Consider the following 19,024-nt stretch of genomic DNA (forward strand, 5'->3'; position numbering starts at 1 on the left):
GCCACTCCGTACGGCCCGCAGCCCAGGCTGAGGACCGGGTCCAGGGACGGAGTTCCTGGCGGGGTCTGGGGCGGAGCTCCAGCGGGGGTCTGGGGGCGGAGCCTCCCAGCAGGGTTCGGGACGGAGTCCCGGCGGGGGTGCTGGGGGCGGAGCCACCCAGCCGGTTTGAGGTGGGGGAGAAACCACGCCTCGCTGCCTCGCTGCCCCGTGCTGGGCCGTGGCCAGACGCCTCGCCGCGCTTGCCGTGGTGGGGCAGCGCGTCCCGCCGCCGTCGGTCACCGGGATCTCGATGAGCCCGAGAACGAAGTGGTGGTCCTCCCCGTCCGCCACACAGGTGCCGGATTGCCGGGCATCCACCCGCTGGCCGGATCCCAGTACGCCGGAGCGGGCGCGGTGTAGTTCATCGGCGCATCGGGATGGCTTTCGCCGCAACAGGAGCAGGTGAATCCGGAAGTGGCCAGGGGCCAGGACTCTGAACACCGCCCGCCGCACGCGCGCCCACCCCAAGATCACCCGAAGTTTTCCTACCATCCACCCGATGCCCACGAAGAAAACCTTGCAACCGCAACGCACCTGGAGTTGAATGCCTACAGTCCCACCACTCTGGCCGTCGCCATCCGGCCCAAGACTCCCAACCCCAACCCACCCCCGGAGGGTTCGTGTCCACTCGCACGCGACCGCCCACATTGGCCGCCGCGCTCCTCTCGCTGATAGCGGCGGGCATCGTCGTCACCGCCCCGCCGGTGCACGCCGACCCGGCCGCGGCTCCCGCGGCCGCCGCGGGCCCGATCGAGACCCTGCGCTCCACCGACCGCCTCGCGCCGGGAGTCACCCACGACTCCTTCGACCGCTGGCAGGCCGACGGCTGGCTGCGCGCCGACTCCCTCACCGTCGACCTGACCTCCGGGGCGAAGGTCGAGTACCTCTCGGCCGACCCGGTCGCCAGCGTCGAGCCGATCTCCGAGCAGGTCGCCGACATCCCGAACGCCGTCGCCGCCGTCAACGGCGACTTCTTCGACATCAACGACACCGGGGCGGCCAACGGCGTCGGCATCTCCGACGGCGAACTGGTCAAGTCCGCCAACGACGGCCGGGCCAACGCGATCAGCCTCGACCCGCAGGGTCTGGGCCGCATCCTCCAGATCGACTTCGACGGCACGGTCACCACGCCGGCCGGCACGGTCCTCGACCTGGCGGCCTTCAACGCCAACACGCTCACCACCGACGCGATCGGCGAGTACACGCCGCTGTGGGGCGCGATGAGCCGCACGCGTGTCGTCGTGGGCGCCTCGCGCACCGCCGAGGTCGTCGTCACCGACGGGGTCGTCACCTCTGTCGGCGCCACGCCGGGGGAGGGCGAGATCCCGCAGGGCTCGGTCGTCCTGGTCGGGCGGGAGAAGGGCGCCGACGCGCTGCTCGCGCTCAAGGTCGGCGACGCCCTGTCCATCGCCTACTCGCCGAAGACCTCCGACGGTTCCGTCGCGCGCACGGCGATCGGCGGCAACCAGCTCCTCATCGTCGACGGGCAGGTGCAGACGCATCCCGACGACGGCCAGGCCGCCCGCTCGGCGGTCGGGTTCTCCGCCGACGGCGCCACCATGTACGTGCTGACCGTCGACGGCAAGCAGACCAACAGCGCCGGCATCACCGTTCCGCAGATGGCGGCGATGATGGCCGAACTCGGCGCCCACAACGCCATCAACATCGACGGAGGAGGCTCCTCGACGATGCTGGCCCGCAAGCCCGGAACCGACGACCTCGGGATCGTCAACAGTCCCTCCGACGGCAGCGAGCGCCCGGTCGCCAACGGCTTGGCCGTGACCGTGCCGAAGGGCTCGGGGAGGCTCGACGGCTTCACCGTCGACACCGCCGCCGACCCCGCCCGCGCGCCGGGCTCGACCGCCGTCGCCGGTGGCAGCCCCGATCGGGTCTTCCCCGGTCTCACGCGCGGCCTGACCGCCGTCGGCCACGACGAGAAGTACGGTCCGGCGAAGGGCCGCCCGTCGTGGAGCACCGACGACCACCGCGTCGGCCACGTCGACTCCAAGGGCGTCTTCCACGCCCGCCGCAGTGGCGAGACGACCGTGACCGCCAGGTCCGGCCGCGACAAGGGCTGCCTCGACCTGGCCGTTCTCGGTGAGCTGACGCGACTCGACGGGACCGTCGAGCGGGTCGGCCTGGCCGACGCCAGCGCCAAGGGGCGCTTCGGCGTGGTCGGCTTCGACGCCGGCGGGTACTCCGCGCCGATCGAGCCGCGCGACCTCGACCTGAGCTACGACGAGTCGCTGCTGACGGTCACCCCCGACGCCGACGGCAACTTCACCGTCGAGGCCAAGGCCGGCGACGGTTCGACGCTGATCACCGCGACCGTCGACGGGATCGAGACCGTCATCCCGGTCACCGTCGGTCTCACCGAGCAGTCGGCGGCGTCCTTCGACGACGCCTCCGGGTGGAAGTTCAGCGCCGCCCGCGCGACCGGCTCGGTCGCACCCGCCGAGGGCCACACCGGCCAGGGCCTGAAGATGAGCTACGACTTCAGCACCTCGACGGGCACGCGCGCCGCCTACGCCGACCCGCCGCAGATGATCGAGGTCCCCGGCCAGCCACAGGCCTTCGGCATGTGGATCCACGGCAACGCCACGGGCGAGTGGCCCTCGCTGCACCTGGTCGACTCGCAGGGCACCAGCACGATCCTGCGCACCGACCTGATCACCTGGACGGGCTGGAAGTACGTCGAGATGGCCGTCCCGGCCGGGGTGTCCTACCCGGTGAAGATCCGCCGCTTCTACGTCGCCGAGACGCGCCCGACGGTGGCGTACAAGAGTGAGGTGATCATCGACGACATCGTCGCGAAGGTCCCGCCGACCGTCGACGTGCCCGCCGAGCCGCTCCCGGTCGACCCGATCGTCACGGCGACCGTCGAGGGCAAGCAGTGGCGCTTCGCGGTGATGTCCGACGCCCAGTTCGTCGCCCGCGACCCCGACAGCGACATCGTCGCCTCGGCCCGCCGCACCCTGCGGGAGATCAAGGCCGCCGCGCCCGACTTCCTCATCATCAACGGCGACCTCGTCGACGAGGCCGCCCAGGCCGACCTCGACCTGGCCAAACGCGTCCTCGACGAAGAGCTCGGCGGCACGCTCCCGTACTACTACGTGCCGGGAAACCACGAGGTCATGGGCGGTTCCATCGACCTGTGGAAGGCCAACTTCGGTGAGGCCCAGCGTGTCTTCGACCACAAGGGCACCCGCTTCATCACCCTCGACACCTCCCGCCTGAGTGTTCGCGGCGGAGGCTTCGACCAGGTCGCGATGTTCCGGCAGGCCCTCGACGAGGCCGCCGCAGACCGCTCGGTCAACTCCGTCGTCCTCGTCGAGCACGTCCCGCCGCGCGACCCAACCCCGCAGAAGGGCAGCCAGCTCGGCGACCGCAAGGAGGCGGCGACCATCGAGGCGTGGCTGTCCGACTTCGGGCGCACGACCGGCAAGGGCACCGGCTTCATCGGCTCCCACGTCGGTGTGTTCCACGCCTCGCACGTCGACGGCGTGCCGTACCTGATCAACGGCAACTCCGGCAAGGCTCCGGCCGCGCCCGCCGACGAGGGCGGCTTCGTCGGCTGGACCGAGTTCGGCGTCGACCCGGTGAGCACCCGTGAGCAGGCCCAGCGCCGCGCCCAGCCCTACGGCGAGCCCTCCGACTGGCTGGAGGCGCAGCTGCGCCCCCAGGTCGACCAGCTGACCCTCACAGCCCCCGTGACCCTCAAGGCCGGCCAGAGCGCGACGGTCACCGCCGTTCTGCTCCAGGGCGCCCGCGAGGTGCCCGCGGCCTATCCGGTGAGCGTCGAGTGGTCGGGGTCACGCGACCTCTGCCTCGGCAAGGGGCATCATTGCGTGGCCCGCTTCGACCCGTCGACGGGCACGTTCACCGCGCTCAAACGCGGAGTGGTCACGCTCACCGTCACGGTCAACGGCGTGTCCAAGGAGGCGACGGTCACGATCACCCGGTGACGTGCGGGAATTATCGAACCCGGTAGGATGTTCCGGTTGCGTGCCGCTTCTGGAGACCGAAACCAGGGCGCCCCGGTCACCCGGGGAAAGCGGACGCTCACCTGCACCTACCGGTACCGGTTCACGCACCGCGGCCACCCCGCCGCCGGGCGACCCGGCGACCGAGATTGACGAGGATGACATGAAGGCCGAGATCCACCCGACGTACGTCGACACCGAGGTCACCTGCTCCTGCGGAAGCGTGTTCACCACCCGCAGCACGGTCGGTTCCGGCAAGATCCACGTCGAGACCTGCAACGTCTGCCACCCGTTCTACACGGGCAAGCAGCGCATCCTCGACACCGGTGGCCGCGTGGCCCGCTTCCAGCGCAAGTACGCCAAGGCGCAGGCCGCCAAGGCCGAGAAGTAGCGACTCCAACGGCGTCCACCCGGCCCTCGCGGCCGGGCGGACGCCGTTTTCTCGTTCCTAATCCGACTCCTCGCCACAGGGAGAACCGATGAGTGAGTCACAAGGCGGGAACCGGCTGGCGGACATGCTCGCCGAGCACTCCGAACTGGAGAAGCAGCTCGCCGACCCGTCCATCCACGCCGACCAGGGACTCGCGCGCCGCGTGGGCCGCCGCTACGCAGAACTGAGCCCCATCGCGGCCACCGCCGCCGAACTCGACGCCGCGCGCTCCGACCTGGCCACCGCCCAGGAGTTCGCCGCCGACGACGCCGACTTCGCCGCCGAGGCCAAGGAGATCGCCGCGCGGATCCCCGCGCTGGAGGTCCGCCTCGGTGAGCTGCTCCTCCCGCGCGACCCCGACGACGCCCGCGACGTCATCGTCGAGATCAAGGCCGGCGAGGGCGGCGACGAGTCGGCCCTGTTCGCCGGCGACCTGCTGCGCATGTACTCCCGCTACGCCGAACGGCGCGGCTGGCAGATCGAGGTCATCGGCTCCGAGGAGACCGACCTCGGCGGTGTCAAGGACATCTCCTTCTCCGTCAAGACCAAGGGCGTGCCCGAAGGCGGGTACGGCGTGTGGTCGCGGCTGAAGTACGAGGGCGGCGTCCACCGCGTCCAGCGCGTCCCGGCGACCGAGTCGCAGGGCCGCATCCACACCTCCGCCGCCGGCGTGCTCGTCCTCCCCGAGGCCGAGGAGGTCGACGTGCACATCGACATGAACGACGTCCGCGTCGACGTGTTCCGCTCATCGGGACCCGGCGGGCAGTCGGTCAACACCACCGACTCCGCCGTGCGGCTCACGCACGTCCCGACCGGTCTGGTCGTGTCCTGCCAGAACGAGAAGTCGCAGCTCCAGAACAAGGAGTCGGCGATGCGGATCCTGCGCTCGCGCCTGCTGGCGCTCAAGCAGGAGGAGGCCGACGCCAAGGCCGGCGACGCGCGCAAGGCGCAGGTCCGGACCGTCGACCGCTCCGAGCGGATCCGCACCTACAACTACCCGCAGAACCGCCTCACCGACCACCGGATCGGCTTCACCGCGCACAACCTCGACAACGTGCTCCAGGGCGAGCTCGACCCGGTCCTCGACGCGCTGACCGACGCCGAGCGCAACGCCCGCATGGAAGGCGAGGAAGGGCTCAGCCGCAAGGGGTGAGGCTCACGTGGAACTCGATCTCGTGGCGCCGGGGTGGCAACGCCTATGGCGCCACGAGTGGACGGTCAGGCTCGTTGTGTGGAGGTGACCGCCGTGACCGAGCGTGACGCTACCTGGGTGGATCCTGACCCGAAGGTACCGCCGAGCGACCCGAACGAGGCGCTGTGGCGGGGAGCGCTCGATCACGTCGGTCCGTGGACGGAATCCGACTTCAACGCCCTGCCCGAAGGGTTCGGCGTGGAACTCCACGATGGGCTCTTGATCTTGACACCTTCACCGGCTGCCGAGCACCAGTGCGCGCGGCAGACCGTCGCGCACTATCTCACCGAGGCGATTGGTGACGAGACCTCAGGCCGCTAACCCCTCCTCGGACTCCTCCGCCTCGGCGAGGGCCTGCGCGGCCCGCTTCGACTCGTACATCGCCCGGTCGGCGACCTCGAAGGCGGTGGCCAGCTCAGGCTTCCCGCCGCGCCGGTCGTCCATCCCCTTCAGCTCGGCCCAGCCGATGCTCGCCGACAGCGGAGTCCCCGGCACCAGCGACGCCCAGTCCTCGGCGGCCAGGGCGCTGGTGATCCGTTCTCCTATTTCGGCGGTCTTGTCCATGCTCGCCGAGGGCAGGATCAGCACGAACTCGTCGCCGCCGTAGCGGGCCACGAAGTCCCGGCGGCGCATGATGCGGACCAGGGCGCCGGCCGCCTTCTGCAGGACGGTGTCGCCCGAGAGGTGGCCGTGGACGGTGTTGACCGCCTTGAAGCCGTCGATGTCGAGGACGCCCAGGACGCCGTCCTCACCGCGTTCGGCCATCGACTCCACGTAGCGCTGGAGGTGCCTGCGGTTGGGCAGGCCGGTGAGCGGGTCGGTGAGGGCCTCGTCGGCGTAGCGGGCGACCGTCATGCGCAGGTCCTCGTGGTCGAGGCGCGCGACGACGCCGTCGACGAAGAGGGTCTGGAGCCGGTCGAGGCTGCCGGCGGTGAGCTGGAAGGCGGCGCGCTCGGCGGCGTAGGCGGCCGCGTAGTCACCGGCGGCCAGGTGCGCCAGCGCCCGCAGGCGGGCGCTCTCGCCGGGGCCGATCTTCGACAGCTGCGGGTTGTAGGTGGCGCTGTCGATCCGCTGGAGCCGGTCGAGCGCGGCTTGGGGGTCGCCGGCCGCGATCGCGCGGCACACCTCGCCGTAGGCGCGCAGGTCGGCCAGTTCGGCGTCCCCGCCGGCGGCGTAGAGGTAGGGGCGCGGGTCGCGGTTGTCGCCGGCGTCGAGCGCGGCGAGGCGGGTGACGGCGTAGCCGAACCAGGGGAGGTTCATGTCGGCGACGTCGGGGAGCCCGTCGGGCCGTTTGGGCGCGTGGCCCGCGTCGCTGATCAGGGCGCGCAGGACCCGTACGCAGCCGTCGGTGTCGCCGCGGTGGTCGAGGTAGAGGCCGAAGCGGACCTGCACCTCGGGCAGTGACAGGCGCCAGTCGCGGCCGAGTCCGGCGGCGACCTCGCGGGCGCGCCCGGCGGCGTCGGCGGCCTGGTCGTGGAAGCCGATGTTGGAGTAGGCGACGGCGAGGTTGTGCCAGCCCGCGGCCACGGTCACCTCGGGCTTGTCGACCTCGGCCAGGAAGCGCCCGCTGCGCACCAGGTGCGTCACGGCCCGTTCGAGTGAGCCGTCGGTCATCGCGACCTGCGCTGTCAGTGCGTGGAAATAGCCGAGGGCGCCCGGGTCGCCCAGGTCGCGCGCGGCCGCCGCGGCCCGGTCGACGGTTCCGGCGTACTCCGCGGTGTGCTCCAGGTTGATGATCCCGGCCAGCCGCAGCATCAGGAACCAGGTGCGCTCGGTGGCGTCGGAGGCGGTGGGCAGGCTCTCGTCGACGAGGCGGACGGCGGCCGACGAACGTCCCGCGCGCAGGAGGGCACGGGCCTCGCTCACCCGGGGATAGTCCTCGGCACTGGCCACTGCGCACCTCCCTTCGCCTAAGCATGCCGTATCCCGGCAAACCGGCGGAGGCGGCTCGCCCTGCCCGTGAAGACGGTGGAAACGGTACCTAGGACGCCAAGCGGACAACTCCCGGATCGCGGGACGGCGGGGACACCGTCGACACGACGATCGTCGCGATTCCCACCACGCGACCCGAGTCGTCTCTACGACATTAGTGCGCGCGCCGCCGAAAACGTCGTCCGGCCGGTGGGCGGCGTGAGCGCCGCGCCTGCCGATAAGTTGTACCGCGTGGCGCGAACGTGGCGGGACCGAATTGTCGAGGCGGCCGGGCGATTGTCGGAGGCGGGCGTCGCCTCTCCCCTGGTGGACGCCGAACTCATGGCCGCGCACGTGGCCGGGACCTCACGCGGAGGGCTGATCCTCGCCGACCCTCCCGACGACGAGGCCGCGGCCCGTTTCACGGCCCTGGTCACTGAAAGATCGGCCCGTGTTCCGCTCCAGTACCTCATCGGCGTCGACTTCGTCGGCGTAGAACTCGCTGTCGGCCCGGGTGTGTTCGTGCCGCGGCCGGAGACCGAACTGCTCGTCGAGTGGGCGCTTCGCAAGCTCGCCGGAAAGCCCGCGCCGGTGGTCGTCGACCTGTGCTCGGGATCCGGCGCGATCGCCGTGGCGATCGCGGTCAACCGGCCCGACGCCGAGGTCTACGCCGTCGAGCGCAGCCCCGAGGCCCTGGAGTGGCTCCGGCGCAACGCCACCGGCCACGATGTGGAGGTCGTCGCCGGCGACGCCACTGACTCCTCGACGCTGGCGTCCCTCGACGGCCGGGCCGACGTGGTCTTGTCGAACCCTCCTTACGTCCCCGAGGCGACGGCCGTTTCCCCGGAGGTGCGCCACGACCCGCACCGCGCGGTCTTCGGCGGTGAGGACGGCCTCGATGTGATCCGGCCCCTGCACCGCCGGGCCTGGGACCTGCTGCGCGACGGCGGGCTGTTCGCCGTCGAGCACGACGACACCCACGGGGTGGTCGTGCCCGTCCTGCTGCGGCAGGCGGGCTGGGCGCACGTCCGCGAGCACCGCGACCTGGCGGGCCGTGCGAGGTTCGCCACCGCGAGCAAGGGCGACGCGCCATGACCGAGGGAGCGGGGTTCACCCGCACCGTCGAGGACTTCACCTGCGCGCACTGCGGGCGCGTTGTCCGCGGCACCGGTTACACCAACCACTGCCCGCGCTGCCTGTGGTCGCGGCATGTCGACGTCAACCCCGGCGACCGGGCCGCCGACTGCGGTGGCCTGATGCCGCCCATCTCGGCGATGCTCAAGGGCGAGCGGTTCGTGATCATGCACGAATGCGAGCGGTGCGGACATCGCAGGCCTAACCGGGCGTCTCCGCGCGACGACCGCGACCTGCTCATTTCCCTCATGTCGCGGCCTTTCCCCTCCGCGTGACCCCGCCGGTGTGATTTAGGGCAGGGTCGCGGGAAACTCTCAGACAAGGGCTCGTAACGTTGGCGGGCGTGAGGCTATTTGACTGCACCAGTGTCGACGAGCGCGACCGCGCCATCGAGGCCGCCATCTCCGCGGTGCGTTCGGGAGACCTGGTGGTCATGCCCACCGACACCGTCTACGGGATCGGCGCCGACGCGTTCAAGTCGTGGTCGGTGGAGGCGCTGCTGCGCGCCAAGGGCCGCGGCCGCGATATGGCGCCACCGGTGCTCGTCGGGTCCCGGCGGACCCTCGACGGGCTGGTCCTTTCGCTGCCGTCCACTGCCAGGGACCTCGTCGCGGCCTTCTGGCCGGGCGCGCTGACGGTCGTGGTCGAGCACGCGCCGACCCTCGACTGGGACCTCGGTGACACCGACGGGACCGTCGCGGTGCGCATGCCGCTGCATCCGGTGGCCCTCGAAGTCCTCAGCGAGACCGGCCCGATGGCGGTGTCCAGCGCCAACAAGTCCGGTCAGCCTCCGGCCTCCACCGCGACCGACGCGCGCGAGCAGCTCGGTTACGGCGTGAGCGTGTACCTGGAGGCCGGTCCCTCGGCCGACATCGTGCCGAGCACCATCGTCGACTGCACCGGCGACGTGCCGATCCTGCTGCGCGCCGGCGCGCTGTCCCTGGAGCGCATCCGCGAGGTGGTCCCCTCGACGCGCGGTCCCGAGGAAAAGGGCTGATGACGCCGCCGTTCACCGTCCTTTCGGTCTGCATGGGCAACATCTGCCGCTCCCCGATGTCGGAGCGGCTGCTCGTGCTGCGGCTGCGCGAGGCGCTGGGTGACGACGCCGAGCGGGTCGACGACCTGCTGCTCAGCCACTCCTGCGGGCTGGGGTCGTGGCACGTCGGCGAGGGCATGACCGAGGCGACCGCCGACGTCCTGCGCGAACGCGGCGGTGAGGGCGAGGGCTTCCGGTCGCGGCAGATCGGCTCCGACAAGGTCGACATCTCCGACCTGATCCTGACCGCGACCACCGAGCAGGTCGACTACATCCGCTACAACCACCCCGAAGCGCTGGAGCGCACCTTCCTGGTCCGTCACTTCGCGGCGCTGCTCGACCACGTCGACGAACGGACGCTGCCCGCGTTCGACCCGGAGCCGGAGGCCTTCCAGGCGCGGGGTGTGGCGATCGTCAAGGCCGTCGACGCGCTGCGCGACCGCGGCGAGGAGTCCGAGCTCGACGACCCCTGGGGTCTCGACCTGACGACCTACCGGCGGATCGCCGACGAACTCGACGCGGCGCTGGTGCCCTTCGCCGCGCTGCTGACGGGTGGGACGCGGTGAAGCTCAGCCGGCGCGTGCGCATGGTCCGCCCCTCTTTGATCACCTCGGCGTTCCTGGCCGTCCCGCTGGCCGTGGCCGGCGGGATCTGGAAGGGCCTTCCCGGTGTGATCGGTGCGCTGGTGGGCCTGCTCATCGTGGCAGTGATGTTCACCGCATCCTGGTACGCGATCGCGTGGGTCGAGGTGTGGGACGTCCGGCTCGTTCTGCCGGCCGGGATGATGGCCTACACCTTCAAGATCATCGTCTTGATGGCGGCTCTTCTCGTGGCAAGCCGTCTGAAATGGGATGGATTGCACCCAATGGTGGCCTCGGTCGCGGTGTCGATTGTGGCCTGGCTGACAGTTCTGATGATTTGGGGCGCACGAGCGAGGTTCCCCTATGTAGAGGAAGAAAAACACGTGGAGTAACTTCTACGTCACGTACGGATGACTCGTCGTCAGAGTCGCATACCCCCCTAGGGAGCGACCCGGACGGCTGATAATCTCTGCGCCAACATGACCAACGACCCGTCACCCAAGCGCCAGCAGCACTCTGGCGGCGATCAAGGCTGGGCCGTGATCAGCTACCTACTCGCGGGCATGCTCGTCTGGGGTGGCGTCGGCTGGCTCCTTGACTGGTGGCTGAACATTCCGAACCACCTCGCGACCTTCTTCCTAGGGGTGGGCGGGGCCGGAGCGGGTTTGTACATGGTCGTGAAGAAGATGGGCCAATCCGAGTGACAGGCGAAAGGCGGACAAGGTGACTGGAGCACCCGCGATCCTCGCGGAGGAGCCCCACTTTCCTCCGGGTATTGACAGCTTCAATTTCGCCGACTGGATTCCCGGGCTGCCCACGGGCCTTCTGACGACCATCACCTTCCTCGTCTTCCTCGGCGTCGGGCTGATCATCCTCGGCTTCATGCTGGCCTACCGCAATCCCCAGCTCGTCCCGACGCGCGGACAGTGGATCGCCGAATCCCTCTACGGATTCGTGCGCAACGGCATCGTGAAGGACATCATCGGGCCGGAAGGGCTGCGATTCGCGCCCTACTTCGCCTCGCTGTTCGCCTTCATCCTGCTGATGAACGTGTTCGCGATCGTGCCGTTCGCCCAGATCTCGCCGATGTCGCACATCGCGTTCCCGGCGGTCCTGGCGATGCTGTCCTGGTTGCTCTACAACTACGTCGGCATTCGCAAGCACGGCTTCTGGAAGTACATCAAGAACAGCTGCATCCCGAACGGAACGCCCATCGGGATGTACCCGATCATCGTTCCGATCGAGTTCCTGTCGAACCTGATCCTGCGCCCGGTCACCCTCGCGGTCCGGTTGTTCGCGAACATGTTCGCCGGCCACATGATCCTGCTGGTCTTCATCCTCGGCGGCGTGACGCTGCTGAATTCCGAGAGCATCTTCCTCAAGGCGGTCTCGCCGGTCTCCTTCTTGATGGCGATCGTCATGACCTTCTTCGAATTCTTCGTGCAGCTGCTCCAGGCATACGTGTTCACCCTGCTCACCGCGGTCTATGTCCAAGGATCGCTCGCGGACGAGCACTAAAGAACACGCGCAGCGCCCCAGGCGCGCCGCACAGGCCAGCAAGACCAGTAACACCAAGCACAGCCACGTGCGCGTGACGGACACGCCACGCAACCAATGAGGAGAACACTCATCATGTTCGGCAGCCTTAGCGTCATCGGCTTCGGTCTTTCCGCCATCGGCCCGGCCATCGGTGTCGGCCTTATCTTCGCGGCGTGGATCAACTCCACCGCCCGTCAGCCGGAGTCGGCCAACATCACCCGTCCGATGATGTTCGTCGGTGCCGCGCTCGCCGAGGCGCTCGCCCTGTTCGGCCTGCTGCTCGCGTTCATCCAGAACACGCCGCCCGTTTAACACTCAGCGACCGTAAGCAAAAGACGGGAGCAACCCCATGAACTACGCAGCTGGAGACAGCACCGGGATCATCATCCCGGTCTGGTCCGAAGTGATCGTGGGCACGATCGCCTTCGCGCTGCTCTGCTTCGTGCTGATGAAGTTCGTCTTCCCCAAGATGGAAGAGACCTTCAAGGCCCGGGTGGACGCCATCGAAGGCGGCATCGAGCGTGCCAACAAGGCGCAGGAAGAAGCCAACGCCCTGCTGGAGCAGTACCGCCAGCAGCTCGCCGAGGCCCGCACCGCCGCCGCGCAGATCCGTGAAGAAGCACGGGCCGACGCGCACGGCATCCGTGCGGACATCCTCGCCAAGGCCGAAGAGGACCGCGACCGCATCCTCACCGCCGGACGCGACCAGCTCGCCGCCAACCGCCAGCAGCTCATCCGTGAACTGCGCGGCGAGATCGGCGAACTCTCGGTCGAACTGGCCGGCCGCATCGTCGGCGAGTCCCTCGCCGACCAGGCCCGTCAGAGCGGCACCGTCGAGCGTTTCCTCAACGACCTCGACGCCGAACCGGCCGGGCGGGCGTGATGCACGCGGCCAGCAGGGAGACGTACAAGGCGAGCGTCGACGCGCTCGCCTCGTACGCCAAGCGCGTCAAGTCCGACACGGTCCGCGCCACGGCCGACGACCTCATCTCGGTCGCCGGCCTCCTCGGGAGCGAACCGCGTCTTCGCCGGGCACTGTCCGACCCGGCCCGGGACGGCAAGGACCGGGCCGGGCTCGCCGATTCGGTGCTGAAGGGCAAGGTCTCGGCCGGCGCCCTCAAGCTCGTCACGGTGCTCGCCGGGGGCCGCTGGTCCCGGGCCACGGAGCTGCTCAACGGCACCGAGGCGCTGGGCGTCGAGGCCTACCTCGTCGCCGCCGGCAAGGACGGCAACCTCGCCGAGGTCGAGGACGAACTGTTCCGCTTCGGGCAGGTCGTCGCCGGTGACTCGGGGCTGTCCAACGCCCTGTCGGACAGCAGCGTCCCGGCGGCACAGCGTTCGACGCTCGCCGCCGCGCTCCTGGAGGGCAAGGCGCAGCCGGTAACGCTCCGGCTGGTCGACGTGGCCCTCGCGGGCTTCGGTGGTCGCGGATTCGGCCCGGGCATCGCCCGGCTCGTCGAGCTCGCCGCCGAGAAGCGCGAGCAGCAGTTGGCCTTCGTCACGGTCGCGAGCACGCTGACCGAGGACCAGGAGCAGCGGCTGACCGCGAAACTGGCACGCATGTACGGTCGAGAGGTGTCGGTGAAGGTCACCGTCGACCCGGACATCGTGGGCGGAATGAGCGTTCGGGTCGGAGACGACCTGTACGACGGCACGGTGAGCCGCAGGCTCACCGACGCCCGGCACGCGCTCGCCGGCGACCACTAATCCATTACGCATCCAGTCAGCCGACCGGGCTGACACACCGCTTATCAAGCAGGGACGAGGGAAACACAGGATGGCCGAGCTGACCATCTCCTCGGACGAGATCCGTAGCGCGCTTGACAGCTACGTGTCGTCCTACCGGCCGGAGATCTCCCGCACGGAGGTCGGCGTCGTCGCCGAGGCATCTGACGGTATCGCCATCGTCGAGGGACTTCCCTCGACCATGGCCAATGAGCTACTTGAGTTCGGCGACGGCACCCTCGGTGTCGCGTTGAACCTCGACCTCCGTTCGATCGGTGTCGTGGTTCTCGGCGACTTCGACGGCATCGAGGAGGGCCAGGAGGTCAAGCGGACCGGCCGTGTCCTCTCCGTCCCCGTCGGGGACAAGTTCCTGGGCCGGGTCGTCGACCCGCTGGGCAACCCCATCGACGACCTCGGCGACATCGAGAACGAGGGCTTCCGCGAGCTCGAACTCCAGGCCCCGAACGTCATGGCCCGGCAGAGCGTCTCCGAGCCGATGGAGACCGGGATCAAGGCGATCGACTCCATGACCCCCATCGGTCGTGGACAGCGCCAGCTGATCATCGGCGACCGCAAGACCGGCAAGACCCAGATCGCCATCGACACGATCCTCAACCAGCGCAAGAACTGGGAGTCGGGCGATCCGAAGAAGCAGGTCCGCTGCATCTACGTCGCCGTCGGTCAGAAGGCCTCCACCGTCGCCGGTATCAAGGGCGTGCTCGAAGAGCACGGCGCGATGGAGTACACCACCATCGTGGCCTCCCCGGCGTCCGACTCGGCCGGCTTCAAGTACCTCGCCCCGTACGCCGGTTCGGCCATCGGCCAGCACTGGATGTACGCCGGCAAGCACGTCCTCATCGTGTTCGACGACCTGTCGAAGCAGGCTGAGGCCTACCGCTCGGTTTCCCTCCTGCTGCGCCGCCCCCCGGGCCGTGAGGCCTTCCCCGGTGACGTCTTCTACCTGCACTCGCGGCTCCTTGAGCGTTGCGCGAAGCTGTCGGACGAGCTCGGCGGCGGTTCGATGACCGGTCTGCCGATCATCGAGACCAAGGCCGGCGACATCTCGCAGTTCATCCCGACCAACGTCATCTCCATCACCGACGGCCAGGTCTTCCTCGAAGAGGGCCTGTTCAACTCCGGTGTGCGTCCGGCGATCAACGTCGGTACGTCGGTGTCGCGTGTCGGTGGCGCCGCCCAGCGCAAGGGCATGCGGAAGGTCACCGGAACGCTGCGTCTGGACCTGGCGCAGTACCGCGAGCTGGAGGCCTTCGCGGCCTTCGCCTCCGACCTCGACGCCGCGTCCCGCGCGCAGCTCGACCGGGGCATGCGGATGGTGGAACTGCTCAAGCAGGGCGCCGCCTCCCCGCTGGCCATGGAAGAGGAGATCGTCTCGCTCTGGACCGGCACCGCCGGCAAGATCGACGACATCCCCGTCGGCGAGGTGCGCCGCTTCGAGTCGGAGTTCCTCGGCTACATGCGCCACAGCAAGGCCGACACGCTCACCAACATCCGCGAGTCGGGTGAGCTCAAGGACGACTCGCTCGCCGCGCTGAACGAGGCCGTGGACCACTTCAAGCAGATGTTCCTGGCCAAGGACGACGAGGTTCGGGTGAACGAGGCTCCGGCCGACGCGCTCGACGAGGTCGGTCAAGAGAAGGTCACCCGGATCGTCTCCGACTCCGAGGGCAAGTAGGCCATGGGAGCGCAGCTACGAGTCCTGCGTCGGCGCATCGCGTCGACGCAGTCGATCAAGAAGATCACCAAGGCTCAGGAGCTCGTCGCGACCAGCCGCATCGGCAAGGCACAGGAACGGGTCGCGGCCTCGCTGCCCTACTCGCAGGCCATCACGGGAGTGCTCACGGCGCTGGCGTCGAACACCAGCGTCGACCACCCCCTGCTGGTCCCGCGTCCCGTCGTGCGTCGTGCCGGCGTCCTGGTCATCACCAGCGACAAGGGCATGTGCGGCGGTTACAACAGCAGCGTGCTGCGCACCGCCGAGCGCCTCGTCTCCCGGCTGGCCCGCGAGAACAAGAACCCGGTGCTGTACGTGACCGGCCAGAAGGGCGCGGCGTTCTACAAGTTCCGCGGTCGCGCGCTGGCCGGGGAGTGGACCGGTTTCTCGCAGAGCCCGACCGTCGCCGACGCCCAGGAGGTCGCCAAGACTCTCATCACGGCGTTCGTGAACGGTGCCGACGACGACCTGGAGCACCCGGGTCCCGACGGCATCCTCGGTGTGGACGAGCTGTTCATCGTCAGCACGAAGTTCGTCTCGATGGTCACGCAGACCCCGCAGGCCCACAACCTCGCCCCCATGCAGGTGGAAGAGGTCGAGGGCGACCGCGGTCTGCTCCCCGCCTACGAGTTCGAGCCCGAGGCCGAGGAGCTGCTCGACGCGCTGCTGCCGAAGTACCTGGTGACCCGCATCTACGCGGCGCTCATCGACTCGGCGGCCAGTGAGTCGGCCGCTCGCCGTAAGGCGATGAAGAGCGCGACGGACAACGCAGAAGAAATGATCAAGACCTTGACGAGGCAGCGCAACGCCGCCCGTCAGGCCGAGATCACCCAGGAGATCAGTGAGATCGTCGGCGGCGCCAACGCGCTGGCTGCGGCAGGAAGTGATGACTAATGACCACCGCTGTTAACACCGGCGTGGGCCGCGTCATCCGGGTTATTGGCCCGGTCGTCGACGTCGAGTTCCCGCGCAACGCCATCCCGGAGATCAACAACGCCCTCAAGGTGGACGTTGAGCTCTCCGGCGGTAAGAAGACCCTGACCCTTGAGGTCTCGCAGCACCTGGGCGACAACCAGGTCCGCGCGATCTGCATGGCGCCCACCGACGGCATGGTGCGCGGCACCGAGGTGCGCGACACCGGCGCGCAGATCTCCGTGCCCGTCGGCGACGGCACCAAGGGCCACGTCTTCAACGCCATCGGCGAGTGCCTCAACCTCAAGTCGGGCGAGGAGATCGACGCCGACGACCACTGGGGCATCCACCGCAAGCCCCCGGCGTTCGCCACGCTGGAGCCGAAGACGGAGATGCTGCCGACCGGCATCAAGGCCCTCGACCTGCTCGCCCCGTACGTCAAGGGCGGCAAGATCGGCCTGTTCGGCGGTGCCGGTGTCGGCAAGACCGTGCTCATCCAGGAGATGATCATCCGTGTCGCCCGTAACTTCGGCGGTACCTCGGTCTTCGCCGGTGTCGGTGAGCGTACGCGTGAGGGCAACGACCTCATCGCCGAGATGACCGAGGCGGGCGTGTTCAACGACACCGCGCTGGTCTTCGGCCAGATGGACGAGCCGCCCGGCACGCGTCTGCGGGTCGCTCTGTCGGCCCTGACGATGGCCGAGTACTTCCGGGACGTCAAGAACCAGGAGGTGCTGCTCTTCGTGGACAACATCTTCCGGTTCACGCAGGCCGGTTCCGAGGTCTCCACGCTGCTCGGCCGTATGCCGTCGGCCGTGGGCTACCAGCCGACCCTGGCCGACGAGATGGGCCAGCTCCAGGAGCGGATCACCTCCGTCCAGGGCAAGGCCATCACCTCGATGCAGGCCATCTACGTGCCCGCCGACGACTACACCGACCCGGCGCCGCACACCGCGTTCACCCACTTGGACGCGACCACCAACCTTGAGCGGAAGGTGTCCGACAAGGGCATCTACCCGGCCATCGACCCGCTGGCGTCGAGCTCGCGCATCCTCGCGCCCGAGTTCGTCGGCGACGAGCACTACGCGGTGGCCACCGAGGTGAAGCGGATCCTGCAGAAGTACAACGAGCTGCAGGACATCATCGCCATCCTGGGTATGGACGAGCTGTCCGAGGAGGACAAGCTGGTCGTGGGTCGCGCCCGTCGTATCGAGCGCTTCCTGTCGCAGAACACCTACGCGGCCAAGCAGTTCACCGGCCAGGAGGGTTCGACGGTCGACGTCAAGGACACCGTCGAGGCCTTCAAGAAGATCGCCGAGGGAGAGTACGACCACTTCCCCGAGCAGGCCTTCTTCATGTGCGGTGGTCTCGACGACCTCGAGCGCAAGGCCGCGGAGCTGCAGAAGTAGCGGTCCGCGAAGCGAGACGATCAGAGCCGCCCCCGGTGCGCCGGGGGCGGCTCTTCGTCGTGTGCGGGGCGTCTCCTCGACGGGCCGGGCCGGGCGGCATAGATCCGGGCGGGTCGCGCTGTCTTGGGGGTTGCCGCTCGTCTCGTGCGGCCTCGCCGCACGGATCGGAGCTCCGCATGCACCAGGACCCCCGGCAGACCATCGCCCGCCGTCGTTTCCTGCGCGGTGGCACCCTTTTCGGCGGGGGACTGCTTCTCGGGGGCGGTGGGGCTCTCCTCGGCTCCCGCACGGTGTCCGGCGACCGGGCGGAGGCGGCCGAGCCCGACGGTGCCTCCATGGCGGCGTCCGGGCCGGCCCCGACTCCCGAACCCGTCCCGCCCAAGGCCGTGCGGCCGCCAAGGCTCGTGCGCGGCGACAAGGTGCGCCTGGTCTCCCCGGCGGGTCCGCCCGACCACGCCGCTGTCGAGGTCGGCATAGCCCTGCTGGAGGGCTGGGGGCTGACCGTGGAGGTGGCCGAGCACGCCCTCGGCCACGCCGGCTACCTCTCCGCGTCCGACGGGAAGCGGCTCGCCGACCTCGACGACGCCTTCGCCGACCCCGAGGTGCGCGCCGTCATCGCCACGCGCGGCGGCTACGGCGCCCAGCGCATCGTCGACGGCGTCGACTACGCCGCCGTCCGCGCCGACCCGAAGCCCATGGTCGGCTACAGCGACATCACCGCCCTGCACACCGCGCTGTGGCGCCGGGCTTCGGTGGCGAGCCTGCACGGGCCGATGGCGGCCTGGAAGAGCGACCTGAACACCGCGGCGGGGGAGCGGGCACTGCGCGACGCCCTGATGAGCGCCCGCGACGTCGTCCTGGAACGCGATCCGGGCGACCCCACGGCTTCGGTGAAGGTGGCGGGCAGGGCCACCGGGACACTGCTCGGCGGGAACCTGTCGACCCTGGTCGCCGAGCATCGCAACCTTCCCGACCTGACCGGCGCGATCCTCTTCCTGGAGGACGTCCACGAGGAGCCCTACCGGATCGACGCCATGCTCACCGGCCTCTTGCGCGCGGGCGCCCTCGACGGCGTCACCGGCGTCGCGGTCGGCCAGTTCTACGAGTGCGTCGGCGGTCAGGGGAACCAGACGGCCGCCGACGTGCTCACCGACCGGCTCGGCGACCTGGGCGTGCCGGTGCTCGGTGGGCTGCCGGTCGGGCACGGATACGGTCCCCTGTCCATGCCGCTGGGCACCCGGGCCGAACTCGACGCCAAGGCCGGCACGTTGACGATCGAGGCGGCCGTCACATGATCCGGCCGGATCGAGGGCCCCATCAGGCCCTCTCCCATGGCAAGATCCGCTCATGACCTGCCCGCCGCCGGGGCGAGACTTCCCATCGGCGGGCCCCGGACGGGGC

General features: G+C 69.5%; 19 protein-coding genes. 18 read left to right on the plus strand and 1 reads right to left on the minus strand.

Going from position 1 to position 19,024, the window contains the following annotated elements; all coding sequences use genetic code 11:
- Positions 1-659 precede the first annotated feature (659 nt).
- The 4 genes from AB0I28_RS09845 (at position 660) to AB0I28_RS09860 (ending at position 5,965) form a co-directional block, all read left to right on the plus strand.
- Complete coding sequence (locus AB0I28_RS09845; protein WP_357491501.1) at positions 660-4,004, plus strand: phosphodiester glycosidase family protein; 3,345 nt, start codon at positions 660-662, stop codon at positions 4,002-4,004.
- 181 nt (positions 4,005-4,185) lie between these two features.
- The gene (rpmE, locus tag AB0I28_RS09850; RefSeq protein WP_357491503.1) at positions 4,186-4,413 is read left to right on the plus strand and encodes a 50S ribosomal protein L31; all 228 of its coding nucleotides are present in this window, start codon (positions 4,186-4,188) and stop codon (positions 4,411-4,413) included.
- An 88-nt stretch (positions 4,414-4,501) separates the two neighbouring features.
- Positions 4,502-5,605: a peptide chain release factor 1 gene (gene prfA, locus AB0I28_RS09855; protein WP_357491504.1), complete on the plus strand. Its 1,104-nt coding sequence runs from the start codon at positions 4,502-4,504 to the stop codon at positions 5,603-5,605.
- Positions 5,606-5,698: 93 nt separating this feature from the next.
- The gene (locus AB0I28_RS09860) at positions 5,699-5,965 is read left to right on the plus strand and encodes a hypothetical protein (protein ID WP_357491506.1); all 267 of its coding nucleotides are present in this window, start codon (positions 5,699-5,701) and stop codon (positions 5,963-5,965) included.
- On the opposite strand, the gene AB0I28_RS09865 is transcribed toward AB0I28_RS09860, so the two are convergent.
- Complete coding sequence (locus AB0I28_RS09865) at positions 5,954-7,510, minus strand: GGDEF domain-containing protein (RefSeq protein ID WP_357491508.1); 1,557 nt, start codon at positions 7,508-7,510, stop codon at positions 5,954-5,956. The genes AB0I28_RS09860 and AB0I28_RS09865 overlap by 12 nt on opposite strands.
- A 297-nt stretch (positions 7,511-7,807) precedes the next feature.
- Between AB0I28_RS09865 and prmC the strand changes: the two genes are divergently transcribed.
- The 14 genes from prmC (at position 7,808) to AB0I28_RS09935 (ending at position 18,918) form a co-directional block, all read left to right on the plus strand.
- Complete coding sequence (prmC, locus tag AB0I28_RS09870; RefSeq protein ID WP_357491510.1) at positions 7,808-8,650, plus strand: peptide chain release factor N(5)-glutamine methyltransferase; 843 nt, start codon at positions 7,808-7,810, stop codon at positions 8,648-8,650.
- Positions 8,647-8,964 (plus strand): RNHCP domain-containing protein, encoded by a 318-nt coding sequence (locus AB0I28_RS09875; protein WP_357491512.1) that lies wholly within the window; start codon positions 8,647-8,649, stop codon positions 8,962-8,964. Before prmC ends, AB0I28_RS09875 begins: the two co-directional genes overlap by 4 nt.
- A gap of 68 nt (positions 8,965-9,032) precedes the next feature.
- Positions 9,033-9,686: an L-threonylcarbamoyladenylate synthase gene (locus tag AB0I28_RS09880; protein ID WP_357491514.1), complete on the plus strand. Its 654-nt coding sequence runs from the start codon at positions 9,033-9,035 to the stop codon at positions 9,684-9,686.
- Positions 9,686-10,291 (plus strand): phosphotyrosine protein phosphatase, encoded by a 606-nt coding sequence (locus tag AB0I28_RS09885; protein ID WP_357491516.1) that lies wholly within the window; start codon positions 9,686-9,688, stop codon positions 10,289-10,291. The genes AB0I28_RS09880 and AB0I28_RS09885 overlap by 1 nt, the downstream gene beginning before the upstream one ends.
- Positions 10,288-10,698, plus strand: coding sequence for a hypothetical protein (locus AB0I28_RS09890; RefSeq protein WP_357491518.1), 411 nt, complete (start codon positions 10,288-10,290; stop codon positions 10,696-10,698). Before AB0I28_RS09885 ends, AB0I28_RS09890 begins: the two co-directional genes overlap by 4 nt.
- A gap of 87 nt (positions 10,699-10,785) precedes the next feature.
- Positions 10,786-11,010: a hypothetical protein gene (locus tag AB0I28_RS09895; protein WP_357491519.1), complete on the plus strand. Its 225-nt coding sequence runs from the start codon at positions 10,786-10,788 to the stop codon at positions 11,008-11,010.
- 70 nt (positions 11,011-11,080) lie between these two features.
- Positions 11,081-11,824, plus strand: coding sequence for a F0F1 ATP synthase subunit A (gene atpB / locus AB0I28_RS09900; protein WP_357491975.1), 744 nt, complete (start codon positions 11,081-11,083; stop codon positions 11,822-11,824).
- A 114-nt stretch (positions 11,825-11,938) separates the two neighbouring features.
- A complete protein-coding gene (gene atpE, locus AB0I28_RS09905; RefSeq protein WP_357491521.1) occupies positions 11,939-12,157 on the plus strand; it encodes an ATP synthase F0 subunit C in 219 nt (72 codons plus the stop codon).
- Positions 12,158-12,194: 37 nt separating this feature from the next.
- Positions 12,195-12,728, plus strand: coding sequence for a F0F1 ATP synthase subunit B (locus tag AB0I28_RS09910; protein WP_357491523.1), 534 nt, complete (start codon positions 12,195-12,197; stop codon positions 12,726-12,728).
- On the plus strand, positions 12,725-13,552 hold the full coding sequence (locus AB0I28_RS09915; protein WP_357491525.1) for a F0F1 ATP synthase subunit delta: 828 nt from the start codon (positions 12,725-12,727) through the stop codon (positions 13,550-13,552). The genes AB0I28_RS09910 and AB0I28_RS09915 overlap by 4 nt, the downstream gene beginning before the upstream one ends.
- 70 nt (positions 13,553-13,622) lie before the next feature.
- Positions 13,623-15,263: a F0F1 ATP synthase subunit alpha gene (gene atpA / locus AB0I28_RS09920; RefSeq protein WP_357491527.1), complete on the plus strand. Its 1,641-nt coding sequence runs from the start codon at positions 13,623-13,625 to the stop codon at positions 15,261-15,263.
- 3 nt (positions 15,264-15,266) lie between these two features.
- The gene (locus AB0I28_RS09925; RefSeq protein WP_357491529.1) at positions 15,267-16,196 is read left to right on the plus strand and encodes a F0F1 ATP synthase subunit gamma; all 930 of its coding nucleotides are present in this window, start codon (positions 15,267-15,269) and stop codon (positions 16,194-16,196) included.
- Positions 16,196-17,623 carry a F0F1 ATP synthase subunit beta gene (gene atpD, locus AB0I28_RS09930; RefSeq protein ID WP_357491531.1) on the plus strand — a complete coding sequence of 476 codons (1,428 nt, stop codon included), beginning with the start codon at positions 16,196-16,198 and terminating at the stop codon, positions 17,621-17,623. Before AB0I28_RS09925 ends, atpD begins: the two co-directional genes overlap by 1 nt.
- A 335-nt stretch (positions 17,624-17,958) precedes the next feature.
- The gene (locus AB0I28_RS09935; RefSeq protein WP_357491977.1) at positions 17,959-18,918 is read left to right on the plus strand and encodes an LD-carboxypeptidase; all 960 of its coding nucleotides are present in this window, start codon (positions 17,959-17,961) and stop codon (positions 18,916-18,918) included.
- The last annotated feature ends 106 nt before the right edge of the window (positions 18,919-19,024 follow it).

Source organism: Phytomonospora sp. NPDC050363, assembly GCF_040655735.1.
Classification (GTDB): Bacteria; Actinomycetota; Actinomycetes; order Mycobacteriales; family Micromonosporaceae; genus Phytomonospora.